Annotated in this window: 15 protein-coding genes; 12 read left to right on the top strand and 3 right to left on the bottom strand. The window is 60.6% G+C overall.

What is annotated here, in order from left to right; translation table 11 throughout:
- Positions 1-3 precede the first annotated feature (3 nt).
- From KGB20_RS07445 to KGB20_RS07435, 3 genes are all read left to right on the top strand, one after another.
- Positions 4-774 carry an electron transfer flavoprotein subunit beta gene (locus tag KGB20_RS07445; RefSeq protein WP_154909896.1) on the top strand — a complete coding sequence of 257 codons (771 nt, stop codon included), beginning with the start codon at positions 4-6 and terminating at the stop codon, positions 772-774.
- A gap of 149 nt (positions 775-923) precedes the next feature.
- Positions 924-1,490, top strand: a complete 567-nt coding sequence (locus KGB20_RS07440) for a GNAT family N-acetyltransferase (RefSeq protein ID WP_154909895.1) — start codon at positions 924-926, stop codon at positions 1,488-1,490.
- 178 nt (positions 1,491-1,668) lie between these two features.
- Complete coding sequence (locus tag KGB20_RS07435) at positions 1,669-2,874, top strand: retropepsin-like aspartic protease (protein WP_223508798.1); 1,206 nt, start codon at positions 1,669-1,671, stop codon at positions 2,872-2,874.
- A gap of 806 nt (positions 2,875-3,680) precedes the next feature.
- Here the strand turns inward: KGB20_RS07435 and gbcA are convergent.
- The gene (gbcA, locus tag KGB20_RS07430) at positions 3,681-4,976 is read right to left on the bottom strand and encodes a glycine-betaine demethylase subunit GbcA (protein ID WP_057712996.1); all 1,296 of its coding nucleotides are present in this window, start codon (positions 4,974-4,976) and stop codon (positions 3,681-3,683) included.
- A 282-nt stretch (positions 4,977-5,258) separates the two neighbouring features.
- Between gbcA and gbcB the strand changes: the two genes are divergently transcribed.
- A complete protein-coding gene (gene gbcB / locus KGB20_RS07425) occupies positions 5,259-6,359 on the top strand; it encodes a glycine-betaine demethylase subunit GbcB (protein WP_102672494.1) in 1,101 nt (366 codons plus the stop codon).
- Positions 6,360-6,488: 129 nt separating this feature from the next.
- On the opposite strand, the gene KGB20_RS07420 is transcribed toward gbcB, so the two are convergent.
- Positions 6,489-7,313, bottom strand: coding sequence for an SDR family oxidoreductase (locus KGB20_RS07420; RefSeq protein WP_150813793.1), 825 nt, complete (start codon positions 7,311-7,313; stop codon positions 6,489-6,491).
- Between the two features lie 198 nt (positions 7,314-7,511).
- The gene (locus KGB20_RS07415) at positions 7,512-8,552 is read right to left on the bottom strand and encodes a low specificity L-threonine aldolase (RefSeq protein ID WP_090451829.1); all 1,041 of its coding nucleotides are present in this window, start codon (positions 8,550-8,552) and stop codon (positions 7,512-7,514) included.
- 156 nt (positions 8,553-8,708) lie between these two features.
- Between KGB20_RS07415 and KGB20_RS07410 the strand changes: the two genes are divergently transcribed.
- From KGB20_RS07410 to fdhA, 8 genes are all read left to right on the top strand, one after another.
- Positions 8,709-9,425: a TraX family protein gene (locus tag KGB20_RS07410; RefSeq protein ID WP_223508015.1), complete on the top strand. Its 717-nt coding sequence runs from the start codon at positions 8,709-8,711 to the stop codon at positions 9,423-9,425.
- Positions 9,426-9,708: 283 nt separating this feature from the next.
- On the top strand, positions 9,709-10,962 hold the full coding sequence (gene glyA / locus KGB20_RS07405) for a serine hydroxymethyltransferase (protein WP_102672492.1): 1,254 nt from the start codon (positions 9,709-9,711) through the stop codon (positions 10,960-10,962).
- Between the two features lie 23 nt (positions 10,963-10,985).
- Positions 10,986-12,236 (top strand): sarcosine oxidase subunit beta, encoded by a 1,251-nt coding sequence (locus KGB20_RS07400; RefSeq protein ID WP_007907561.1) that lies wholly within the window; start codon positions 10,986-10,988, stop codon positions 12,234-12,236.
- A gap of 14 nt (positions 12,237-12,250) precedes the next feature.
- Positions 12,251-12,580 carry a sarcosine oxidase subunit delta gene (locus KGB20_RS07395; protein ID WP_057713000.1) on the top strand — a complete coding sequence of 110 codons (330 nt, stop codon included), beginning with the start codon at positions 12,251-12,253 and terminating at the stop codon, positions 12,578-12,580.
- The gene (locus tag KGB20_RS07390) at positions 12,577-15,594 is read left to right on the top strand and encodes a sarcosine oxidase subunit alpha (protein ID WP_102672491.1); all 3,018 of its coding nucleotides are present in this window, start codon (positions 12,577-12,579) and stop codon (positions 15,592-15,594) included. The genes KGB20_RS07395 and KGB20_RS07390 overlap by 4 nt, the downstream gene beginning before the upstream one ends.
- A gap of 175 nt (positions 15,595-15,769) precedes the next feature.
- Positions 15,770-16,402 carry a sarcosine oxidase subunit gamma gene (locus KGB20_RS07385; protein WP_150813795.1) on the top strand — a complete coding sequence of 211 codons (633 nt, stop codon included), beginning with the start codon at positions 15,770-15,772 and terminating at the stop codon, positions 16,400-16,402.
- 156 nt (positions 16,403-16,558) lie between these two features.
- On the top strand, positions 16,559-17,416 hold the full coding sequence (purU, locus tag KGB20_RS07380; protein WP_150813796.1) for a formyltetrahydrofolate deformylase: 858 nt from the start codon (positions 16,559-16,561) through the stop codon (positions 17,414-17,416).
- A gap of 203 nt (positions 17,417-17,619) precedes the next feature.
- Positions 17,620-18,819 (top strand): formaldehyde dehydrogenase, glutathione-independent, encoded by a 1,200-nt coding sequence (gene fdhA / locus KGB20_RS07375; protein ID WP_090451825.1) that lies wholly within the window; start codon positions 17,620-17,622, stop codon positions 18,817-18,819.
- The last annotated feature ends 28 nt before the right edge of the window (positions 18,820-18,847 follow it).

Raw genomic sequence — 18,847 nt, 5'->3', positions numbered from 1 at the left:
GTTATGAGCACGAAAATCATCAGCCTGGTGTCCATCGGCGCCCACCCGACGTCCGGTCGACCGCGTCGCGCGGAACAGGATGCGCGGGCGGTGGAACTGGGCCTGCAATTGGCTGGGGATAACTTGCAGGTGCTGCATGCCGGCGACATCACCGAGCCTGCATTGCGCGCGTATCTGGGCATGGGCCTGGAACAACTGCACGTGCTGGAACAACCACAAGGCGCCGACGCACTGCCGGCGCTGACCGATTATCTGCGCGATGCCGGGGCCCAGGTGGTGTTGACCGGCAGTCAGGCGGAAACCGGCGAAGGATCGGGCATGTTGCCATTCCTCCTCGCTGAAAACCTGGGCTGGCCGCTGGTGGTGGGGTTGGCGCAAGTCGAGTCCATCGATGGCGGTTCGGCGCTGGTGCTGCAAGCGTTGCCGCGTGGTCAGCGTCGTCGCTTGAAGGTTCGCTTGCCGTTCCTGGCAACTGTGGATAACGCCGCGCCCAAGCCACGGCAGAGTGCCTACGGCCCGGCCCGACGCGGCGTGCTGCAAGCACAGGACGTCGAGGTCATCGACGATGAACTGCTCGCGGTCGCCACCCTGCAGCCGGCCAAGCCACGGCCCAAGCGCCTGAAGGTGATCAAGGCCAAGAGCGGCGCCGATCGCATGAAAGCCGCGACGGCCAAGGCCAGCGGTGGCGGTGGGCAAGTGCTCAAGGGCGTTACGGCGCAAGCGGGGGCAGACGCGATCCTCAAGCTGCTGATTGAAGAGGGTGTGGTCCGCTAATCACATAGTCACCGCAAGTCCACTGTGGGAGCGGGCTTGCTCGCGAAGGCGTCGCGTCAGTCGAGATTCTGATTACCTGACACACCGCTTTCGCGAGCAAGCCCGCTCCCACATTGGGTTGTGTTAACCCCCCAGATTGTGAGGAAACGATGGCTGTTGAATTTCGTTCGGCGGTCCGCGCGGATGCGCGTGAGATTGCGCGGTTGTTCCAGATTTCATCCGAAGGCGCTTCAGACTACATCTGGAGCCAGATCGCAGAGCCCGGCCAGGATCTGTTGGACGTCGGCACCATTCGGTATGCCCGGGACGACGTGGATTTCTCCTACCAGAATTGCCTGATTGCCGAGGCCGGTGGCCAGGTCATTGGCATGATGCACAGCTACGTGATGCGCCACGATCCACTGGCGGTGCCGACGACCGACCCGGTACTGGCGCCTTACGCCGACATGGAAGTGCCCGACACGCTCTATATCTCCAGCCTTGCCCTGCACGAGGGCTGGCGCAACCGGGGCCTGGGCGTGCAGTTTCTCGCCCATGCTCAAGAACGTGCCGACCAACTGGGGCTCAATGGCCTGAGCCTGATCGACTATGCCGCCAACACTGGCGCCCGGCGCTTTTACGAGCGGCACGGTTTCGAGATCATCAAGACCTGCCAGGTCACCCCTCATCCCATGATCCGCGTCACCGGTGACGCCTATCTTATGCACAGGCCCTGAGTCTGCGGGGGTTCTAACCAGCGAAGGTTATCCACAACGCCACGCGCCCTCGTCCCACGTTGACGAGGGCGATGAGCTACAGTTTTCTATGCGCTGATCAAGGGTGCGACACGCTTTAGGGAGTTTTCAGACGTTCAGCGCTGACTCATGAAATCCGGTTTTTATGACTGGCTTGAACATGAAGACTTTCGCTCTTCCGGCGCTTTTTGCATCGACCCTGTGGATATCCACCGGCTTGCTGTCTGCTGTCCCGGCAAACGTGCCCGTGGCTGATCAGGACTTTTATCAATGGCTGGAGACCGGGCAGGGGCGCGACGCGTCCCTGGCGCAGCTACGGCAGCAGTGCGACAAGGTACTGGATGCCGATAAGCACCTCAGCTGTTCAGTGACGGTCCTGGCCAGAATGCTCGAAGCCAAGGCCGCCAACCAAATCCCCGAATACTATCTGGCCATCAAGGGCAAGCATGCCCGGGCGATTGCGGTCGATGCCGACCTGAATGCCCTGTTCTCCATGTTTGGCAGCGAATCACTGGCTATTCTGACGAGGGCTGGCAATTTCTCGGTCAAGGGATCTGCGCGACATGAGGTGCTGCAGCTCCATCCGTATGCCAATGACTTCCACATCGCTGAACAATCGCTGCCATTTATCGAGGTCGGAACGGCCATCGGTGTCTCGGCGCGTTTTGTACTGGACACGGGGGCACCGCAAACCCGGGTCAACATTGAAACTGCGAAACAGATGGGGATCAGGATGTTGCCCGATGCTCATTATCGCTACAGCACGTTTTATGGCGAAAGGGGCCTGGCCGCGAGGTTGGGAATTCTCGGGTCATTGAGAGTCGGCACCCGTGAGTTCAGGAACGTCCTGGTCTTTGTCAGCGACCGGGATAATTTGTTGGGGCTGGATCTGATCAGCAAGCTGGGGCGCTTGAAGATAACCAGGAGAACACTGGAGCTTAATCCGCCGCCTGCCCGGCGCTGTGATGCGCCAATTGTCTTGAGCCGCCTGGATCTCAACCAGCGGCTGGTAGTTGCCGCACAGCTGGATCGTCGGACAACGCAAGCCATCATCGATACGGGAAATGTCGACTACCTGACGGCCGCGTCGCCCGGCAGGCACGTCAGCGTGGCGCAGGCGCTGACACCGGGAGGCTCGAACGTTTACACCGGCGACAATAAGCACTTTCAACGCTTCACCGGCGTATTGGCCCTGCAAGGCGACACCTTGGTGGTCAGCTACAAATACTACCCGGGCTTTACCATCCCGCCGTCGTTGGTGGACGGACAATACGTCCCGTCGATATTACTCGGATGGCGCGCCTTCAAAGACTTTGAATTGAACCTGGATCTCGATTCGGGTCGCTCATGCCTCAATAGAGTCTGAACAGCTTGGACGGTTACCCACAATCCCTGTTGGTGGTTCTGTGGATAACATGTTCGCCCCTCGCTACACCCCATACAAATCAAGCCTTGCATGGCGTCGATCAAAAAACACCCAGCCTGGCTCGTGGTTTTTCCATGCTTTTTCAAGGGGATATGTGCTGCTGCTGATGCAGACTTGCCCCCAATCTCTGTTGGCGCTTCTGTGGATAAGATGTTTGCTATCGGCTGCAGGCCTTATAAACAGCGGCGTGTAGGCTTTTGATCATAAAATGATCAAAAGCCCGTTTGGCGCCGTGAACCTCCGCGCAAACGCCGAGTTCCTGCGGGTTTTGGCGGTTTTCCACAGCCCTTGCGAAGTTAACCCCAAAGTCTGTTGGCGCTTCTGTGGATAAGGTGTTTGCCATCCTCTGAAAGCCTTGCAGTACGTGACTTTCAGGCTTCTGGTTAAAAAATGACCAGCGCGCCAGTGGAAGCATGCTTCTGGATAAGTCACGTTTTTTCTTTGGTTTTTGTGAAGAGATTTTGCAGTCTTTCCACAGTTGTCCCCAATAGCTGTGGGTGGAGATGTGGATAACTTGTTTGCGGAAGGCTGGGAGGCGTGCGCAGCATAGCTCTGAACGAAATAGATCATATTTCGTACAGTTCTAAAGTTAGAGGAATGTGTAGCGGGGAGAAAACCTGTTGCGAGCAAGCCCCTTGTAGGAGCGAGCTTGCTCGCGATGGTCGTGAACGATGACGCGAAAAGACAGATGACCAGCGGTGCCCCTGGATTTTTCGCGAGCAAGCTCGTTCCTACAGGGGCATGCTTTAGCCTTGAACCGGAACCCCTTTGAGGTAAGGCGCAGGCTCGGCACCCAAGTTGCTCAGCAGGCGCTCGCTGTACCAATCCACAAAGTTCACCACACCGAACTCATAGGTCTTGGAGTACGGACCAGGCTGGTACGCGGTGGAGTTGATGCCGCGCTGGTTTTCTTCGGCCAGGCGACGGTCCTGGTCGTTGGTGGCGTCCCAGACCTGGCGCATGCGCTCCACGTCGTAGTCCACGCCTTCGACCGCGTCCTTGTGCACGATCCACTTGGTGGTGACCATGGTTTCCTGAGCGCTGATCGGCCACACGGTGAACACGATGATGTGGTCGCCCATGCAGTGGTTCCAGGAGTGCGGCAGGTGCAGGATGCGCATCGAGCCCAGGTCCGGGTTCTTGATGCGGCCCATCAGCTTGGCACAGCCCTGCTTGCCGTCCATGGTCATCGACACGGTGCCCTTGAGCAGCGGCATGCGCACGATGCGGTTGCGCAGGCCGAAGCTGGCGTGGGCGTAAGGGATCTTCTCGGCTTCCCAGGCAGCGGCGGAGGCAGCTACGTGGTCCTTGAAGGCCTGGTCGGCGCGCGGGTCGGTGACGTCGTCCCACTCCAGCAGGGTTTTCAGCAGTTCCGGGTGCGACGCGTTGCAGTGGTAGCACTCGCGGTTGTTTTCCAGCACCAGTTTCCAGTTGGCCTTTTCCATCAAGGTGGTTTGCACCGCCACCTTGGTGTTCTCCATGTCGTACGGTTCCATGTAGTGGTTGAGCGTCGACAGGAAGTCATCGATGGCCGGCGGGTTCTCCGCCAGGCTGATGAAGATGTAGCCGCCGGCGGTCTTCACGTTCACCGGCTTGAGGCCGTACTGGTTCATGTCGAAGTCGGCGCCCATTTCGGTGCCGGCGAACAGCAGGCGGCCGTCGAGTTCGTAGGTCCACTGGTGATAGTGGCAAACCAGCTTGGCGACCTTGCCCTTGTCGCTGGTGCACAGGCGCGAGCCACGGTGGCGGCAGACGTTGTGGAACGCGTGCACCACGCCTTCGGCGCCACGGATCACGATGATCGGGTTCTTGCCGATCTGCAGGGTCAGGTAGTTGCCCTTGGTAGGGATCTCGCAGGTCATGCCGGCGATCAACCACTCTTTCTGAAAGATTTCCTGCATGTCGATATCAAACAGGCGCTCGTCGGAGTAAAACGGCTGCGGCAGCGAGAACGTGCGCTCGCGCTCTTGCAGCATCTGCGCGGTGGCCTTGCGTGCGGGTTCCAGCGGATCGCCCAGGCTCAGGGTAGTAGTGACGTCCATCGTGTATTTCCTCAAGGCCATCTGCGTGGCCGCGAAAGTGGCTGATCAGGGTTGCTACGCAAGGTGTAAAGAATGTGTCTTGGTATGGGGCGAGTGTGGGGCCGGCGCAGGCCAGAACCTTATCCATGGGCGACATGGTGCAATCTGTTCCCGACGCGCAAGCCCCAGTCGTTGGGGGCTGGTCGCGATAAGCATGTCAATGTCGCAGATAGGTAAATGGGTGATCTGCGCTATACGCAGAATCGCCAACATGAAGGCCGGCAGTCGGCCGTGGAGATCAGCATGTCCAATAGTTTCCTGAATCCGGTAACCACCCAGACCTGGGCCAATGGTCGGCACATCGTCCGTTGCGTCAAAGTCATCCAGGAAACCTGGGATGTGCGCACCTTCTGCTTCATGGCCGATCAGCCGATCATGTTCTTCTTCAAACCGGGGCAGTTTGTCACCCTGGAGCTGGAGATTGAAGGCCAGCCGATCATGCGTTCGTACACCATTTCCAGCTCGCCATCGGTGCCGTACAGCTTTTCGGTGACCATCAAGCGCGTACCGGGTGGCAAGGTCTCCAACTGGCTGCACGACACTCTGCACGAAGGCCAGGAGCTGGCGGTGCACGGACCGGTCGGGCTGTTCAATGCCATGGACTTCACCGCGCCAAAGGTGCTTTACCTCAGCGGCGGCGTCGGTATCACGCCGGTCATGTCCATGGCGCGCTGGTTCTACGACACCAACGGCAATGTCGACATGGTGTTTATCCACAGCGCCCGTTCGCCCAAGGACATCATTTACCACCGTGAGCTGGAACACATGGCGTCGCGGATCGACAACTTCAGCCTGCACCTGATCTGCGAGAAGCACGGTATGGGTGAGCCCTGGGCCGGTTATCGCGGTTACCTGAACCACAGAATGCTTGAATTGATGGCGCCGGACTTCCTTGAGCGCGAAGTGTTCTGCTGCGGCCCGACACCGTATATGAATGCGGTCAAGCGCTTGCTGGAAGCCGCTGGCTTCGACATGTCGCGTTATCACGAAGAATCCTTCGGTGCGACCCCGCCAGAGGCGCGCGCCGACGCCGTGGAACACGCCGAGCAAGCGGCCGAGGCACCGGAAGTCGACGTGGCGGATCTGCACGAGGTGGAGTTCACGGCGTCCGGCAAGAGCATTCGTGTGGCCCCGGGCGAGACCGTGCATGCGGCGGCGGCCAAGGTCGGCCTGATGATTCCGAAAGCGTGCGGCATGGGTATCTGCGGCACCTGCAAGGTGTTGAAGCTGGGTGGTGAAGTGGAAATGGACCACAACGGCGGGATCACCGAGGAAGATGAAGCTGAAGGGTTCATTCTTTCGTGCTGCAGCGTGCCTAAAGGCGACGTGCGCATCGAATTCTAATGGTTGCGCAATAGTCCCTGTAGGAGCGAGCCTGCTCGCGATGGACGTCAACGATAACGCTGACAACCTGACCCCCCGCGGTGTTCTCAGGTTCATCGCGAGCAGGCTCGCTCCTACAGGGGAGGGTGTTTAGTCGATAAACAAGTCGGTCATCAGCTTGTCGTTGCTGTCCGGCGCGAACCGATAGTGTTCGAACTCCGTCACACCGCTTTCCCGCAGAATCTCCTCATCAATCAACAAGCGCCCGGTCAGGCTGCGGTTTGCGCTGCTCAGAATCACATGCGCCGCATCCGCCATGATCGCAGGCAGGCGCGCATGCTTGAACGATTCCCTCGACCCCAACTGAAACTCGATGGCAGCGGTGGCGATCATCGTCTGTGGCCATAGCGAGTTGACGCTGATCCCGTAATTCCTGAATTCCTCGCTCATGCCCAGGGTCAGCATGCTCATACCGTACTTGGTCACGGTATAGGGGCTGTATTGGGCGAACCACTTGGCGGCCAGGTTCAGCGGCGGCGAGAGGTTGAGGATATGGCCGCTGGACTTCTTCAGGTACGGCAACGCTGCCTGGCTGCACAGCAATACGGCGCGGGTGTTGATCTGGTGCATCAGGTCAAAGCGCTTGAGTTCGAGATGTTGAACCCCGGTGAGCTTGATCGCCCCGGCATTGTTGATCAGTGCATCGATGCCACCGAAATGTTCGTTGGCCTGGGCCAGGGCCTGATGCACGGCATCTTCATCGCGCACATCCACTTGCAGGGCCAGTGCCTTGCCGCCTGCGGCTTCGACTTCCTGGGCCACGCTGAAAATCGTGCCGGGTAATTTGGGGTGTGGCGACGCACTTTTCGCCGCAATCACAATGTTGGCCCCGTCGCGTGCGGCCCGCAGCGCAATCTCGCGACCAATGCCGCGGCTGGCGCCGGTGATGAACAGGGTTTTGCCTTGCAATGACATGCGTACGCTCCTGATTGTTGTTATCTGTACGGATCGACAGACAATGTAGACCAAGACTTCAGGTGCGAACGGTCAGGCTGTGGGGCTTTTTGTAGGAGCGAGCTTGCTCGCGATGGACTTGAAGGCGCTGCGTTTATCCAGAAAGCACGCGTTTTCGTTAGCGCCCATCGCGAGCAGGCTCGCTCCTACAGGGGGAGGTTAGTGAGACATCACTTCGCGAATGTCCTTCGCCAATTCACGCACGCGCTCTTGCTCGGTGTCCCACGAGCACATGAAGCGTGCGCCGCCGTTGCCGATGAAGGTGTAGAAGCGCCAGCCCTTGGCGGTCAGTGCGGCGATGGCCGGTTCCGACAGTTGCAGGAACACGCCGTTGGCCTGTACGGGGAACATCAGCTCCACGCCGGGGATGTCGCTGACCAGTTCGGCCAGCAACTGCGCGCAGTGGTTGGCGTGGTTGGCGTATTTGAGCCAGGCGTCGTTTTCCAGGATCCCGACCCACGGCGCCGACAGGAAGCGCATTTTTGAAGCAAGCTGCCCGGCCTGTTTGCAGCGGTAATCGAAGTCTTCGGCCAGTTTGTGGTTGAAGAACAGAATCGCCTCGCCCACGGCCATGCCGTTTTTCGTGCCGCCGAAGCACAGCACGTCGACGCCGGCCTTCCAGGTCAGGTCAGCCGGGGTGCAGCCGAGGAAGGCGCAGGCGTTGGAGAATCGTGCGCCGTCCATGTGCAGGTTCAGGCCCAGTTCCTTGCAGGTGGCGCTGATGGCGCGGATTTCGTCCGGGGTGTAGACGCTGCCGACTTCGGTGGCCTGGGTCAGGGTCACCACACGGGGTTTCGGGTAGTGGATGTCCTGGCGCTTGAGCGCGACCTCGCGGATCGATTCCGGGGTCAACTTGCCGTTTTCAGTACGGGCGATCAGCAGTTTGGAGCCGTTGGAGAAGAATTCCGGGGCGCCGCATTCGTCGGTTTCGACGTGGGCGGTTTCCGAGCAGATCACGCTGTGGTAACTCTGGCACAACGACGACAGCGCCAGCGAGTTGGCGGCGGTGCCGTTGAAGGCAAAAAACACTTCGCAGTCGGTTTCGAACAGTTTGCGGAATCCGTCGGAGGCGCGGGCGGTCCACTCGTCGTCGCCGTATGCGCGCTGGTGGCCGTGGTTGGCCTGCTCCATGGCGGCCCAGGCTTCAGGGCAGATGCCGGAATAGTTGTCGCTGGCGAATTGTTGGCTCTTGTCGGTCATGGCCTGCTTCCGTGGTCGAGATGCCTATGGTGAAGCGTCCCGTGGTCAATGAGGGTGCGCACTGTACCCAAGATCGTCAGGTGGAGCGCACAGGATGTCGCTGTCGGGAACATACACAGTCGAAGGGCAATTATGCACGTGACGATGCACAAGGCCATGCACTTAAAGCAGCGCGACGGGGCACTGGATCTGCTCAAGTGGCTGGCGCTTTTAAGCATGGTGCTCGATCACCTGCGATATGTCGGTTATTCCGCCGATCTGTTGTATGTGCCGGGGCGGCTGGCATTCCCGTGGTTCTGCCTGGCGATGGCGGCCAATCTGTCACGAAAGCCTGTTGTGGTGGACGGTGGGCAATGGCGCTATCTGGGCTGGTTGTTGCTGTTTAGCGCGGTGAGTGAAATTCCTTACCGGATGTATATTCACAATCCCGACACCTTGAACGTGTTGCCCACCCTTGCGCTGGGCTTGCTGGTGATTCGTGGCTGGCAGCAGCCGGTGCTTGCGCCGCGCCTGCTGGCCGTCGGTGCGTTGCTGCTGGCGGGGTTTTTCTCCCAGCGATTGATGTTCGGTTTCTTTGGCGTTCTGTTGCCGCTGGCCTTGCTGCTGGTACTTCAGCGACCCTGGTATTTCGCGCTATTGGCGGGGCTGGTCTGTCTGGCGGCCAATCAATGGCAGGTGCTGTATCACGCCGCTCGCCTGGGCAATGTCGCGGCGTTTCCGGCCATCGTCACGTGCCTGATTGCGCCATGGCTCGGGCTGTTCTTGTTGCGACACGCAAAGGGCGTAAATCCACCACCGATGCGGCGTTGGGCGTATGCCCTGTATCCCGCGCATTTCGTCGCTTTGCTGACTTTGCGTCAGGTGCTCGCATAACCCTGTGGGAGCGGGCTTGCTCGCGAAAGCGGGGTGTCAGTCACTTCAATACTTACTGATACGCAGAATTCGCGAGCAAGCCCGCTCCCACAAGGGATCCAGGCTGATTTGAGGTTTGCTTGCGGCTTGCCATTTCCCGCCATGTCGTAAACGCACCTTTGCGTGGCGCCCGTAGGCATTTGACGACTCCAAGCCAGTCATACCATCGCTACCAAAGGGCACTGCCGAAAAGCCAGTGCCTCACCGAGACGAATGGCGCACCGCCGCCGCTGGGAGAGACGCGATGTTCAGCAAGCAAGACAAGATCCAGGGTTACGACGATGCACTGCTGGCGGCGATGAATGCCGAGGAGCAACGCCAGGAAGATCACATCGAGCTGATCGCGTCAGAGAACTACACCAGCAAACGCGTCATGGAAGCGCAAGGCAGTGGCCTGACCAACAAATACGCCGAAGGTTATCCGGGCAAGCGCTACTACGGTGGCTGCGAACACGTCGACAAGGTTGAGGCGCTGGCCATCGAGCGCGCCAAGCAACTGTTCGGTGCCGATTACGCCAACGTCCAGCCGCACTCCGGCTCCTCGGCCAACAGCGCCGTGTACCTGGCCCTGCTGCAAGCCGGCGACACCATTCTCGGCATGAGCCTGGCCCACGGCGGTCACCTGACCCACGGCGCCAAAGTGTCGTCCTCGGGCAAGTTGTACAACGCCGTGCAGTACGGCATCGACACCAACACCGGCCTGATCGATTACGACGAAGTCGAGCGTCTGGCCGTCGAGCACAAGCCGAAGATGATCGTTGCTGGCTTCTCGGCCTACTCCAAGACCCTCGACTTCCCGCGCTTCCGCCAGATCGCGGACAAGGTCGGTGCGCTGCTGTTCGTCGACATGGCCCACGTGGCCGGTCTGGTTGCCGCTGGTCTGTACCCGAACCCGCTGCCTTACGCCGATGTGGTCACCACCACTACCCACAAGACCCTGCGCGGTCCGCGTGGCGGCCTGATCCTGGCCAAGTCCAACGAAGAAATCGAGAAGAAGCTCAACGCAGCAGTTTTCCCCGGTGCCCAGGGCGGCCCGCTGATGCACGTGATCGCCGGTAAGGCGGTGTGCTTCAAGGAAGCGCTGGAGCCTGGCTTCAAGGCTTATCAGCAGCAAGTGATCGACAACGCCCAGGCCATGGCCGGCGTGTTTATCAAACGCGGCTACGATGTAGTGTCCGGCGGTACCGACAACCACCTGTTCCTGGTCAGCCTGATCCGTCAGGGCCTCACCGGCAAAGAGGCGGATGCAGCACTCGGTCGCGCCCACATCACTGTGAACAAGAACGCTGTCCCGAACGATCCACAGTCGCCGTTCGTGACCTCTGGCCTGCGCATCGGCACCCCGGCGGTCACCACTCGCGGCTTCAAGGTGACCCAGTGCGTCACGCTGGCCGGCTGGATCTGCGACATCCTCGACAACCTCGGCGACGCCGATGTCGAGGCCAATGTCGCCGAGCAAGTGGCAGCCCTGTGCGCGGACTTCCCGGTTTATCGCTGAGTGCGGTTTTGGAGTAAATGACTATGCAACGCTACTCGGGCTTCGGCCTCTTCAAACACTCTCTCAGCCATCATGAAAACTGGCAGAAAATGTGGCGCACGCCGACCCCTAAAAAGGTCTACGACGTGGTCATCGTCGGTGGTGGCGGGCATGGTCTGGCCACGGCCTACTACCTGGCCAAGGAACACGGCATCACCAACGTGGCCGTGGTCGAGAAAGGCTGGCTGGGCGGCGGTAACACCGCGCGCAACACCACCATCGTTCGCTCCAACTACCTGTGGGACGAGTCGGCGCACCTGTACGAACACGCGATGAAACTGTGGGAAGGCCTGTCCCAGGACCTCAACTACAACGTGATGTTCTCCCAGCGTGGCGTCTACAACCTGTGCCACACCCTGCAGGACATCCGTGATTCCGAGCGTCGGGTCAGCGCCAACCGCCTCAATGGCGTGGACGGTGAACTGCTCGATGCCAAGCAGGTTGCCGACGAGATTCCGTACCTCGACTGCTCCAAGAACACTCGCTACCCGGTGATGGGCGCCACCGTCCAGCGTCGCGGCGGCGTGGCCCGTCACGATGCCGTGGCCTGGGGCTTTGCCCGGGCCGCCGATGCATTGGGCGTGGACCTGATCCAGCAGACCGAAGTGATCGGTTTCCGCAAGGAAAACGGCGTGTGCATCGGCGTTGAAACCAACAAGGGCTTCATCGGCGCCAAGCGCGTCGGCGTCGTGACCGCCGGTAACTCCGGGCACATGGCCAAGCTCGCCGGTTTCCGCCTGCCGATCGAATCCCACCCGCTGCAAGCGCTGGTGTCCGAGCCGATCAAGCCGATTATCGACAGCGTGATCATGTCCAACGCCGTGCACGGTTACATCAGCCAGTCCGACAAGGGCGACCTGGTGATCGGCGCCGGTATCGACGGCTACAACGGCTACGGCCAGCGTGGTTCGTACCCGGTGATCGAACACACCATCCAGGCCATCGTCGAGATGTTCCCGGTGCTGTCGCGGGTACGCATGAACCGTCAGTGGGGCGGCATCGTCGACACCACGCCGGATGCCTGCCCGATCATTTCGAAAACCCCGGTACCGAACATGTTCTTCAACTGCGGTTGGGGCACCGGTGGCTTCAAGGCTACACCTGGCTCGGGCAACGTATTTGCCGCAAGCCTGGCCAAGGGTGAAATGCACCCACTGGCCGCACCTTTCTCCATCGACCGTTTCCACAGCGGTGCGTTGATCGACGAACACGGCGCTGCAGCAGTCGCCCACTAACAGGAGAAATCCCTATGTTGCATATCTTCTGTCCTCACTGCGGCGAACTGCGCTCCGAAGAGGAATTCCATGCATCCGGCCAGGCGCACATCCCGCGCCCACTGGACCCGAGCAGTTGCACCGACGAGGAGTGGGGCGACTACATGTTCTTCCGCGATAACCCGCGCGGTCTGCACCACGAGCTGTGGGATCACGTCGCCGGTTGCCGTCAGTACTTCAACGTCACCCGCGACACCGTGACCTACGAGATTCTCGAAACCTACAAGATCGGCACCAAGCCACAATTCACCGACAAGACCGATAGCCCGAAAGCGGCCAGCACGGCTCTGGGAGAGAAGGTATGAGCCAGATCAATCGCCTGTCCAACGGCGGACGGATCGACCGCAACAAAGTCTTGACCTTCACCTTCAACGGCCAGAACTACAAAGGCTTCGAAGGCGATTCCCTGGCCGCTGCACTGCTGGCCAACGGCGTCGATATCATCGGTCGCAGCTTCAAGTATTCTCGTCCGCGCGGCATCTTCGCCGCCGGTGCCGAAGAGCCGAACGCGGTGCTGCAGATCGGCGCCACCGAAGCCACGCAGATCCCGAACGTGCGTGCTACGCAACAGGCGCTGTATCAGGGCCTGGTCGCCACCAGCACCAACGGCTGGCCGAGCGTGAACAACGACATGATGGGGATTCTCGGCAAGGTCGGCGGCAAGCTGATGCCACCGGGCTTCTACTACAAAACCTTCATGTACCCGCAATCGTTCTGGATGACCTACGAGAAGTACATTCGTAAGGCCGCCGGTCTTGGTCGCTCGCCGACCGAAAACGATCCGGACACCTACGACTACATGAACCAGCACTGCGACGTGCTGATCGTCGGTGCCGGCCCTGCTGGCCTGGCGGCTGCCCTGGCGGCTGCGCGCAGCGGTGCCCGGGTGATCCTCGCCGATGAACAGGAAGAGTTCGGCGGCAGCCTGCTCGATTCCCGCGAAAGCCTCGACGGCAAGCCTGCGATGGAGTGGGTGGCCAGCGTCATCGACGAGCTGAAGAACACCCCGGACGTGCTGCTGTTGCCGCGCGCCACCGTCAACGGCTACCACGACCACAACTTCCTGACCATTCACGAGCGCCTGACCGATCACCTCGGCGACCGCGCACCGATTGGCCAGGTGCGTCAGCGCATTCACCGGGTCCGCGCCAATCGCGTGGTACTGGCAACCGGCGCTCACGAGCGTCCATTGGTCTACGGCAACAACGACGTGCCGGGCAACATGCTCGCCGGCGCCATCTCGACCTACGTGCGTCGTTACGGCGTGGCACCGGGCAAGAAGCTGGTGCTGTCGACCAACAACGACCACGCCTACCGCGTTGCCCTGGATTGGCTCGATGCCAGCCTGCAAGTGGTGGCCATCGCCGACGCCCGCAGCAATCCGCGTGGTGCGCTGGTGGAAGAAGCCCGCGCCAAAGGCATCCGCATCCTCACCGGCAGTGCCGTGATCGAGGCTCGTGGCAGCAAGCACGTGACCGCTGCCCGTGTGGCCGCCATCGACGTCAAAGCCCACACCGTGACCAGCCCTGGCGAATGGCTCGACTGCGACGTGGTCGCCAGCTCCGGTGGCTACAGCCCGGTGGTTCACTTGGCTTCGCACCTGGGTGGCAAGCCGATCTGGCGTGAAGACATCCTCGGTTTCGTACCGGGCGAAGCACCGCAGAAACGCGTGTGTGTCGGCGGCATCAACGGCGTCTACGGCCTTGGCGATTCCCTGGCCGACGGTTTTGAAGGTGGCGCTCGCGCCGCTGCTGAAGCCGGATTCCAGACGGTTGAAGGCGTACTGCCGAAAGCCCTGAGCCGTCTCGAAGAGCCGACCCTGGCGCTGTTCCAGGTTCCCCATGAAAAGAGCACCGCACGGGCACCGAAGCAATTCGTCGACCTGCAAAACGATGTCACCGCCGCCGCCATCGAACTGGCGACCCGCGAGGGCTTCGAGTCGGTCGAGCACGTCAAGCGCTACACCGCACTGGGCTTCGGCACCGATCAGGGCAAGCTCGGCAACGTCAACGGCCTGGCCATCGCTGCCCGCTCGCTGAACGTGACCATCCCGCAGATGGGCACCACCATGTTCCGTCCGAACTACACGCCGGTGACTTTCGGCGCCGTGGCCGGTCGTCACTGCGGACACATCTTCGAGCCGGTGCGTTACACCGCACTGCATCAATGGCACCTGAAAAACGGCGCCGAGTTCGAAGACGTCGGCCAGTGGAAGCGTCCTTGGTACTTCCCGAAATCCGGTGAAGACCTTCATGCCGCGGTGAAGCGCGAATGCAAAGCCGTGCGCGACAGCGTCGGCCTGCTCGATGCTTCGACCCTGGGCAAGATCGACATCCAGGGCCCGGATGCGCGTGAGTTCCTCAACCGCGTCTACACCAACGCCTGGACCAAGCTCGATGTGGGCAAGGCCCGTTACGGCCTGATGTGCAAAGAAGACGGCATGGTCTTCGACGACGGCGTGACGGCTTGCCTGGCCGACAACCATTTCGTCATGACCACCACCACCGGCGGCGCGGCTCGTGTGCTGCAGTGGCTGGAGCTGTACCACCAGACCGAATGGCCGGACATGAAGGTGTACTTCACCTCCGTCACCGACCACTGGGCGACCATGACCCTGTCCGGGCCGAACAGCCGCAAGCTGCTCGCTGAAGTCACCGACATCGACCTGAGCAGCGAAGCCTTCCCGTTCATGACCTGGAAAGAAGGTCTGGTCGGTGGTGTGCCGGCGCGGGTGTTCCGGATTTCGTTTACCGGTGAACTGTCGTACGAAGTCAACGTGCAAGCCGACTACGCCATGGGCGTGCTGGAAAAAATCGTCGACGCCGGCAAGAAGTACAACCTGACGCCGTACGGCACAGAAACCATGCACGTGCTGCGGGCCGAGAAGGGCTTCATCATCGTCGGTCAGGACACTGACAGCTCGATGACCCCGGACGACCTGAACATGGGCTGGTGTGTCGGTCGCACCAAACCGTTTTCGTGGATCGGCTGGCGTGGCATGAACCGTGAAGACTGCGTGCGTGATCAGCGCAAACAGCTGGTTGGCCTGAAGCCGATCGATCCGACCAAGTGGCTGCCGGAAGGTGCGCAACTGGTGTTCAACACCAAGCAAGCCATCCCGATGACCATGGTGGGTCACGTGACTTCCAGTTACCTGCACAACTCCCTGGGCTATTCGTTTGCCATGGGCGTGGTCAAGGGCGGGTTGCAGCGGATGGGCGAGCGAGTGTTTGCACCGCTGGCCGATGGCAGCGTGATCGAGGCGGAAATCGTTTCTTCGGTGTTCTTTGATCCGAAGGGTGAGCGCCAGAACGTTTAATGGCCTTGGATCCTGTGGTGAGCCTGCTGCCGCTTTCGCGAGCAAGCCCGCTCCCACAGGACCGAAGTCGACAAGGGAATATGAGTCAGGCATCAATCAATGTGGGAGTGGGCTTGCTCGCGAAGGCGGCAGAACAGTCTCCACAGAAGCCAACAGAATTTAGAGCAGGTGCTTTATGACCGCAGCCAATGTTTACCAACAACGCCCAACCTCCGGGGCCAAGGCCGAGTCGTCGCTGCATCACGCCGACCTCGCCAGCCTGGTGGGCAAGGGTCGCAAGAACGCCGGCGTGACCGTGCGCGAGAAAAAACTCCTCGGCCACCTGACCATCCGCGGCGATGGCCACGATGCCGCGTTTGCCGCGGGCGTGCACAAGGCCCTGGGCATCGAGTTGCCGGGCGCGCTGAGCGTCATCGTCAAAGGCGAAACCAGTCTGCAATGGATGGGGCCGGATGAGTGGCTGCTGATCGTGCCGACCGGTGAAGAACTTGCCGCCGAGCAAAAACTGCGCGCAGCACTGGGCGATTTGCACATTGCAATCGTCAACGTCAGCGGCGGCCAGCAACTCCTCGAACTGAGCGGCCCGAACGTGCGCCAGGTGCTGATGAAGTCCACCAGCTACGACGTGCACCCGAACAACTTCCCGGTGGGCAAAGCCGTCGGCACGGTGTTCGCCAAGTCGCAACTGATGATCCGTCACACCGCCGAAGACACCTGGGAACTGCTGATTCGTCGCAGCTTCTCGGATTACTGGTGGCTGTGGTTGCAGGATGCTTCTGCCGAATTCGGCCTCAGCGTTCAGGCTTGATCACCACCGTCACTGTAGGAGCGAGCCTGCTCGCGATGGACTTGAGAGCGACGCGTTAAATCAGGAAGTACGCGTCATCGTTGACGTCCATCGCGAGCAGGCTCGCTCCTACAGGAAGGCTGTTCCGTTTACAGATATCACAGGAGTCACCGCACCATGAGCCGCGCCCCAGACACATGGATTCTGACCGCCGACTGCCCCAGCGTCCTCGGCACCGTGGACGCGGTGACCCGCTTTCTGTTCGAGCAGGGCTGCTACGTCACCGAGCACCATTCCTTCGATGACCGACTCTCGGGCCGTTTCTTCATTCGCGTGGAGTTCCGCCAGCCTGACGGTTTCGACGAGCAGTCCTTCCGCGCGGGCCTCGCCGAACGCGGTGAAGCCTTTGGCATGATCTTCGAACTGACCGCGCCGAACTACCGGCCGAAAGTGGTGATCATGGTTTCCAAGGCCGATCACTGCCTCAACGATTTGCTCTATCGCCAGCGCATCGGCCAGTTGTCGATGGACGTGGCCGCCGTGGTCTCCAACCACCCGGACCTCAAGCCACTGGCTGACTGGCACCAGATTCCGTACTACCACTTCCCGCTGGATCCGAACGACAAGCCGGCGCAGGAGCGTCAGGTTTGGCAGATCATTGAAGAGTCCGGTGCGGAACTGGTGATCCTTGCGCGCTACATGCAAGTGCTGTCGCCGGAGCTATGCCGCAAGCTCGATGGCAAGGCGATCAACATCCACCACTCCCTGCTGCCCGGTTTCAAGGGCGCCAAGCCCTACCACCAGGCCTACAACAAGGGCGTGAAACTGGTGGGCGCCACAGCGCATTACATCAACAACGACCTGGATGAAGGCCCGATCATTGCCCAGGGTGTGGAGGCAGTGGACCACAGCCATTATCCGGAAGACCTGATCGCCAAGGGGCGGGATATCGAAGGGCTGACACTGGCGCGGGCCGTCGGGTATCACATTGAGAGAAGGGTGTTTTTGAACGCCAATCGTACGGTCGTTCTTTAAATCGCCATCGCGAGCAAGCTCGCTCCCACAGTGGATCGGGGGCGGACACAAGATTTGTGAACGACACAAAAACCTGTGGGAGCGAGCTTGCTCGCGATGAGGCCCTTATAAGCAACACAAATGACAACGGCAATAACCCGAGCATTTAACGCGCTGCCTGCCTGGGCAACGCGGTTCCATAAAAACAACAGCGAGGTGAAAGCATGTCTGGCAATCGTGGTGTGGTGTATCTCGGCGCTGGCAAGGTCGAAGTGCAGAGTATTGATTATCCGAAAATGCAGGACCCGCGTGGCAGGAAAATTAACCACGCGGTCATCCTGCGCGTGGTTTCCACCAATATCTGTGGTTCCGACCAGCACATGGTGCGCGGCCGTACCACCGCTCAAACCGGTCTGGTCCTGGGTCACGAGATCACCGGTGAAGTGATCGAAAAGGGCAGCGACGTCGAGAACCTGCAGATCGGTGACCTGGTGTCTGTTCCGTTCAACGTGGCTTGCGGGCGCTGCCGTTCCTGCAAAGAAATGCACACAGGCGTCTGCCTGAGCGTCAACCCGGCGCGTCCGGGCGGTGCTTATGGTTACGTCGACATGGGCGACTGGACCGGTGGCCAGGCCGAATACGCCATGGTGCCGTACGCCGACTTCAACCTGCTGAAACTGCCGGATCGCGACCGGGCGATGGAAAAAATCCGCGACCTGACCTGCCTCTCCGACATCCTGCCGACCGGCTATCACGGCGCCGTGACCGCTGGCGTCGGCCCGGGCAGCACCGTGTACATCGCCGGAGCCGGTCCGGTCGGCCTCGCGGCGGCTGCTTCGGCCCGTCTGTTGGGCGCGGCGGTGGTGATCATCGGTGACGTCAACACCGTGCGCCTGGCCCACGCCAAGGCTCAGGGCTTCGAGATCGCCGATTTGTCCCTGGACACGCCGCTGCACGAACAGATCGCGGCACTGCTGGGCGAGCCGGAAGTGGATTGCGCCATCGACGCCGTTGGTTTCGAAGCCCGTGGCCATGGCCATGACGGCGTGAAACACGAAGCCCCGGCCACCGTGCTCAACTCGCTGATGGGCGTGGTGCGTGTGGCAGGCAAGATCGGCATCCCCGGCCTCTACGTGACCGAAGACCCGGGCGCTGTCGACGCTGCCGCGAAAATGGGCAGCCTGAGCATCCGCTTCGGCCTGGGCTGGGCCAAGTCCCACAGCTTCCACACCGGCCAGACCCCGGTGATGAAGTACAACCGCGCGCTCATGCAAGCGATCATGTGGGACCGCATCAACATTGCCGAAGTGGTGGGGGTGCAGGTGATCAGCCTGGATCAGGCTCCGCAGGGTTATGGCGAGTTTGACGCGGGTGTGCCGAAGAAGTTTGTGATTGATCCGCATAAGATGTTTAGTGCGGCGTAAGGGTCTTTAAGAAAAGGAAAAGGGTGAC

Source organism: Pseudomonas sp. BF-R-30, from assembly GCF_019956175.1.
Classification (GTDB): Bacteria; Pseudomonadota; Gammaproteobacteria; order Pseudomonadales; family Pseudomonadaceae; genus Aquipseudomonas; species Aquipseudomonas jessenii.
Note: the sequence above shows the minus strand (reverse complement) of the source record. Positions and strands in the feature narration are given on the sequence as shown.

Coding starts and splice junctions, on each gene's coding strand:
- KGB20_RS07415 (WP_090451829.1), bottom strand. CDS start 8,552: ATGACCGACAAGAGCCAACAATTCGCCAGCGACAACTATTCCGGCATC.
- KGB20_RS07435 (WP_223508798.1), top strand. CDS start 1,669: ATGAAGACTTTCGCTCTTCCGGCGCTTTTTGCATCGACCCTGTGGATA.
- KGB20_RS07385 (WP_150813795.1), top strand. CDS start 15,770: ATGACCGCAGCCAATGTTTACCAACAACGCCCAACCTCCGGGGCCAAG.
- glyA (WP_102672492.1), top strand. CDS start 9,709: ATGTTCAGCAAGCAAGACAAGATCCAGGGTTACGACGATGCACTGCTG.
- KGB20_RS07400 (WP_007907561.1), top strand. CDS start 10,986: ATGCAACGCTACTCGGGCTTCGGCCTCTTCAAACACTCTCTCAGCCAT.
- fdhA (WP_090451825.1), top strand. CDS start 17,620: ATGTCTGGCAATCGTGGTGTGGTGTATCTCGGCGCTGGCAAGGTCGAA.
- gbcA (WP_057712996.1), bottom strand. CDS start 4,976: ATGGACGTCACTACTACCCTGAGCCTGGGCGATCCGCTGGAACCCGCA.
- KGB20_RS07445 (WP_154909896.1), top strand. CDS start 4: ATGAGCACGAAAATCATCAGCCTGGTGTCCATCGGCGCCCACCCGACG.
- KGB20_RS07410 (WP_223508015.1), top strand. CDS start 8,709: ATGCACTTAAAGCAGCGCGACGGGGCACTGGATCTGCTCAAGTGGCTG.
- purU (WP_150813796.1), top strand. CDS start 16,559: ATGAGCCGCGCCCCAGACACATGGATTCTGACCGCCGACTGCCCCAGC.
- KGB20_RS07440 (WP_154909895.1), top strand. CDS start 924: ATGGCTGTTGAATTTCGTTCGGCGGTCCGCGCGGATGCGCGTGAGATT.
- KGB20_RS07390 (WP_102672491.1), top strand. CDS start 12,577: ATGAGCCAGATCAATCGCCTGTCCAACGGCGGACGGATCGACCGCAAC.
- KGB20_RS07420 (WP_150813793.1), bottom strand. CDS start 7,313: ATGTCATTGCAAGGCAAAACCCTGTTCATCACCGGCGCCAGCCGCGGC.
- gbcB (WP_102672494.1), top strand. CDS start 5,259: ATGTCCAATAGTTTCCTGAATCCGGTAACCACCCAGACCTGGGCCAAT.
- KGB20_RS07395 (WP_057713000.1), top strand. CDS start 12,251: ATGTTGCATATCTTCTGTCCTCACTGCGGCGAACTGCGCTCCGAAGAG.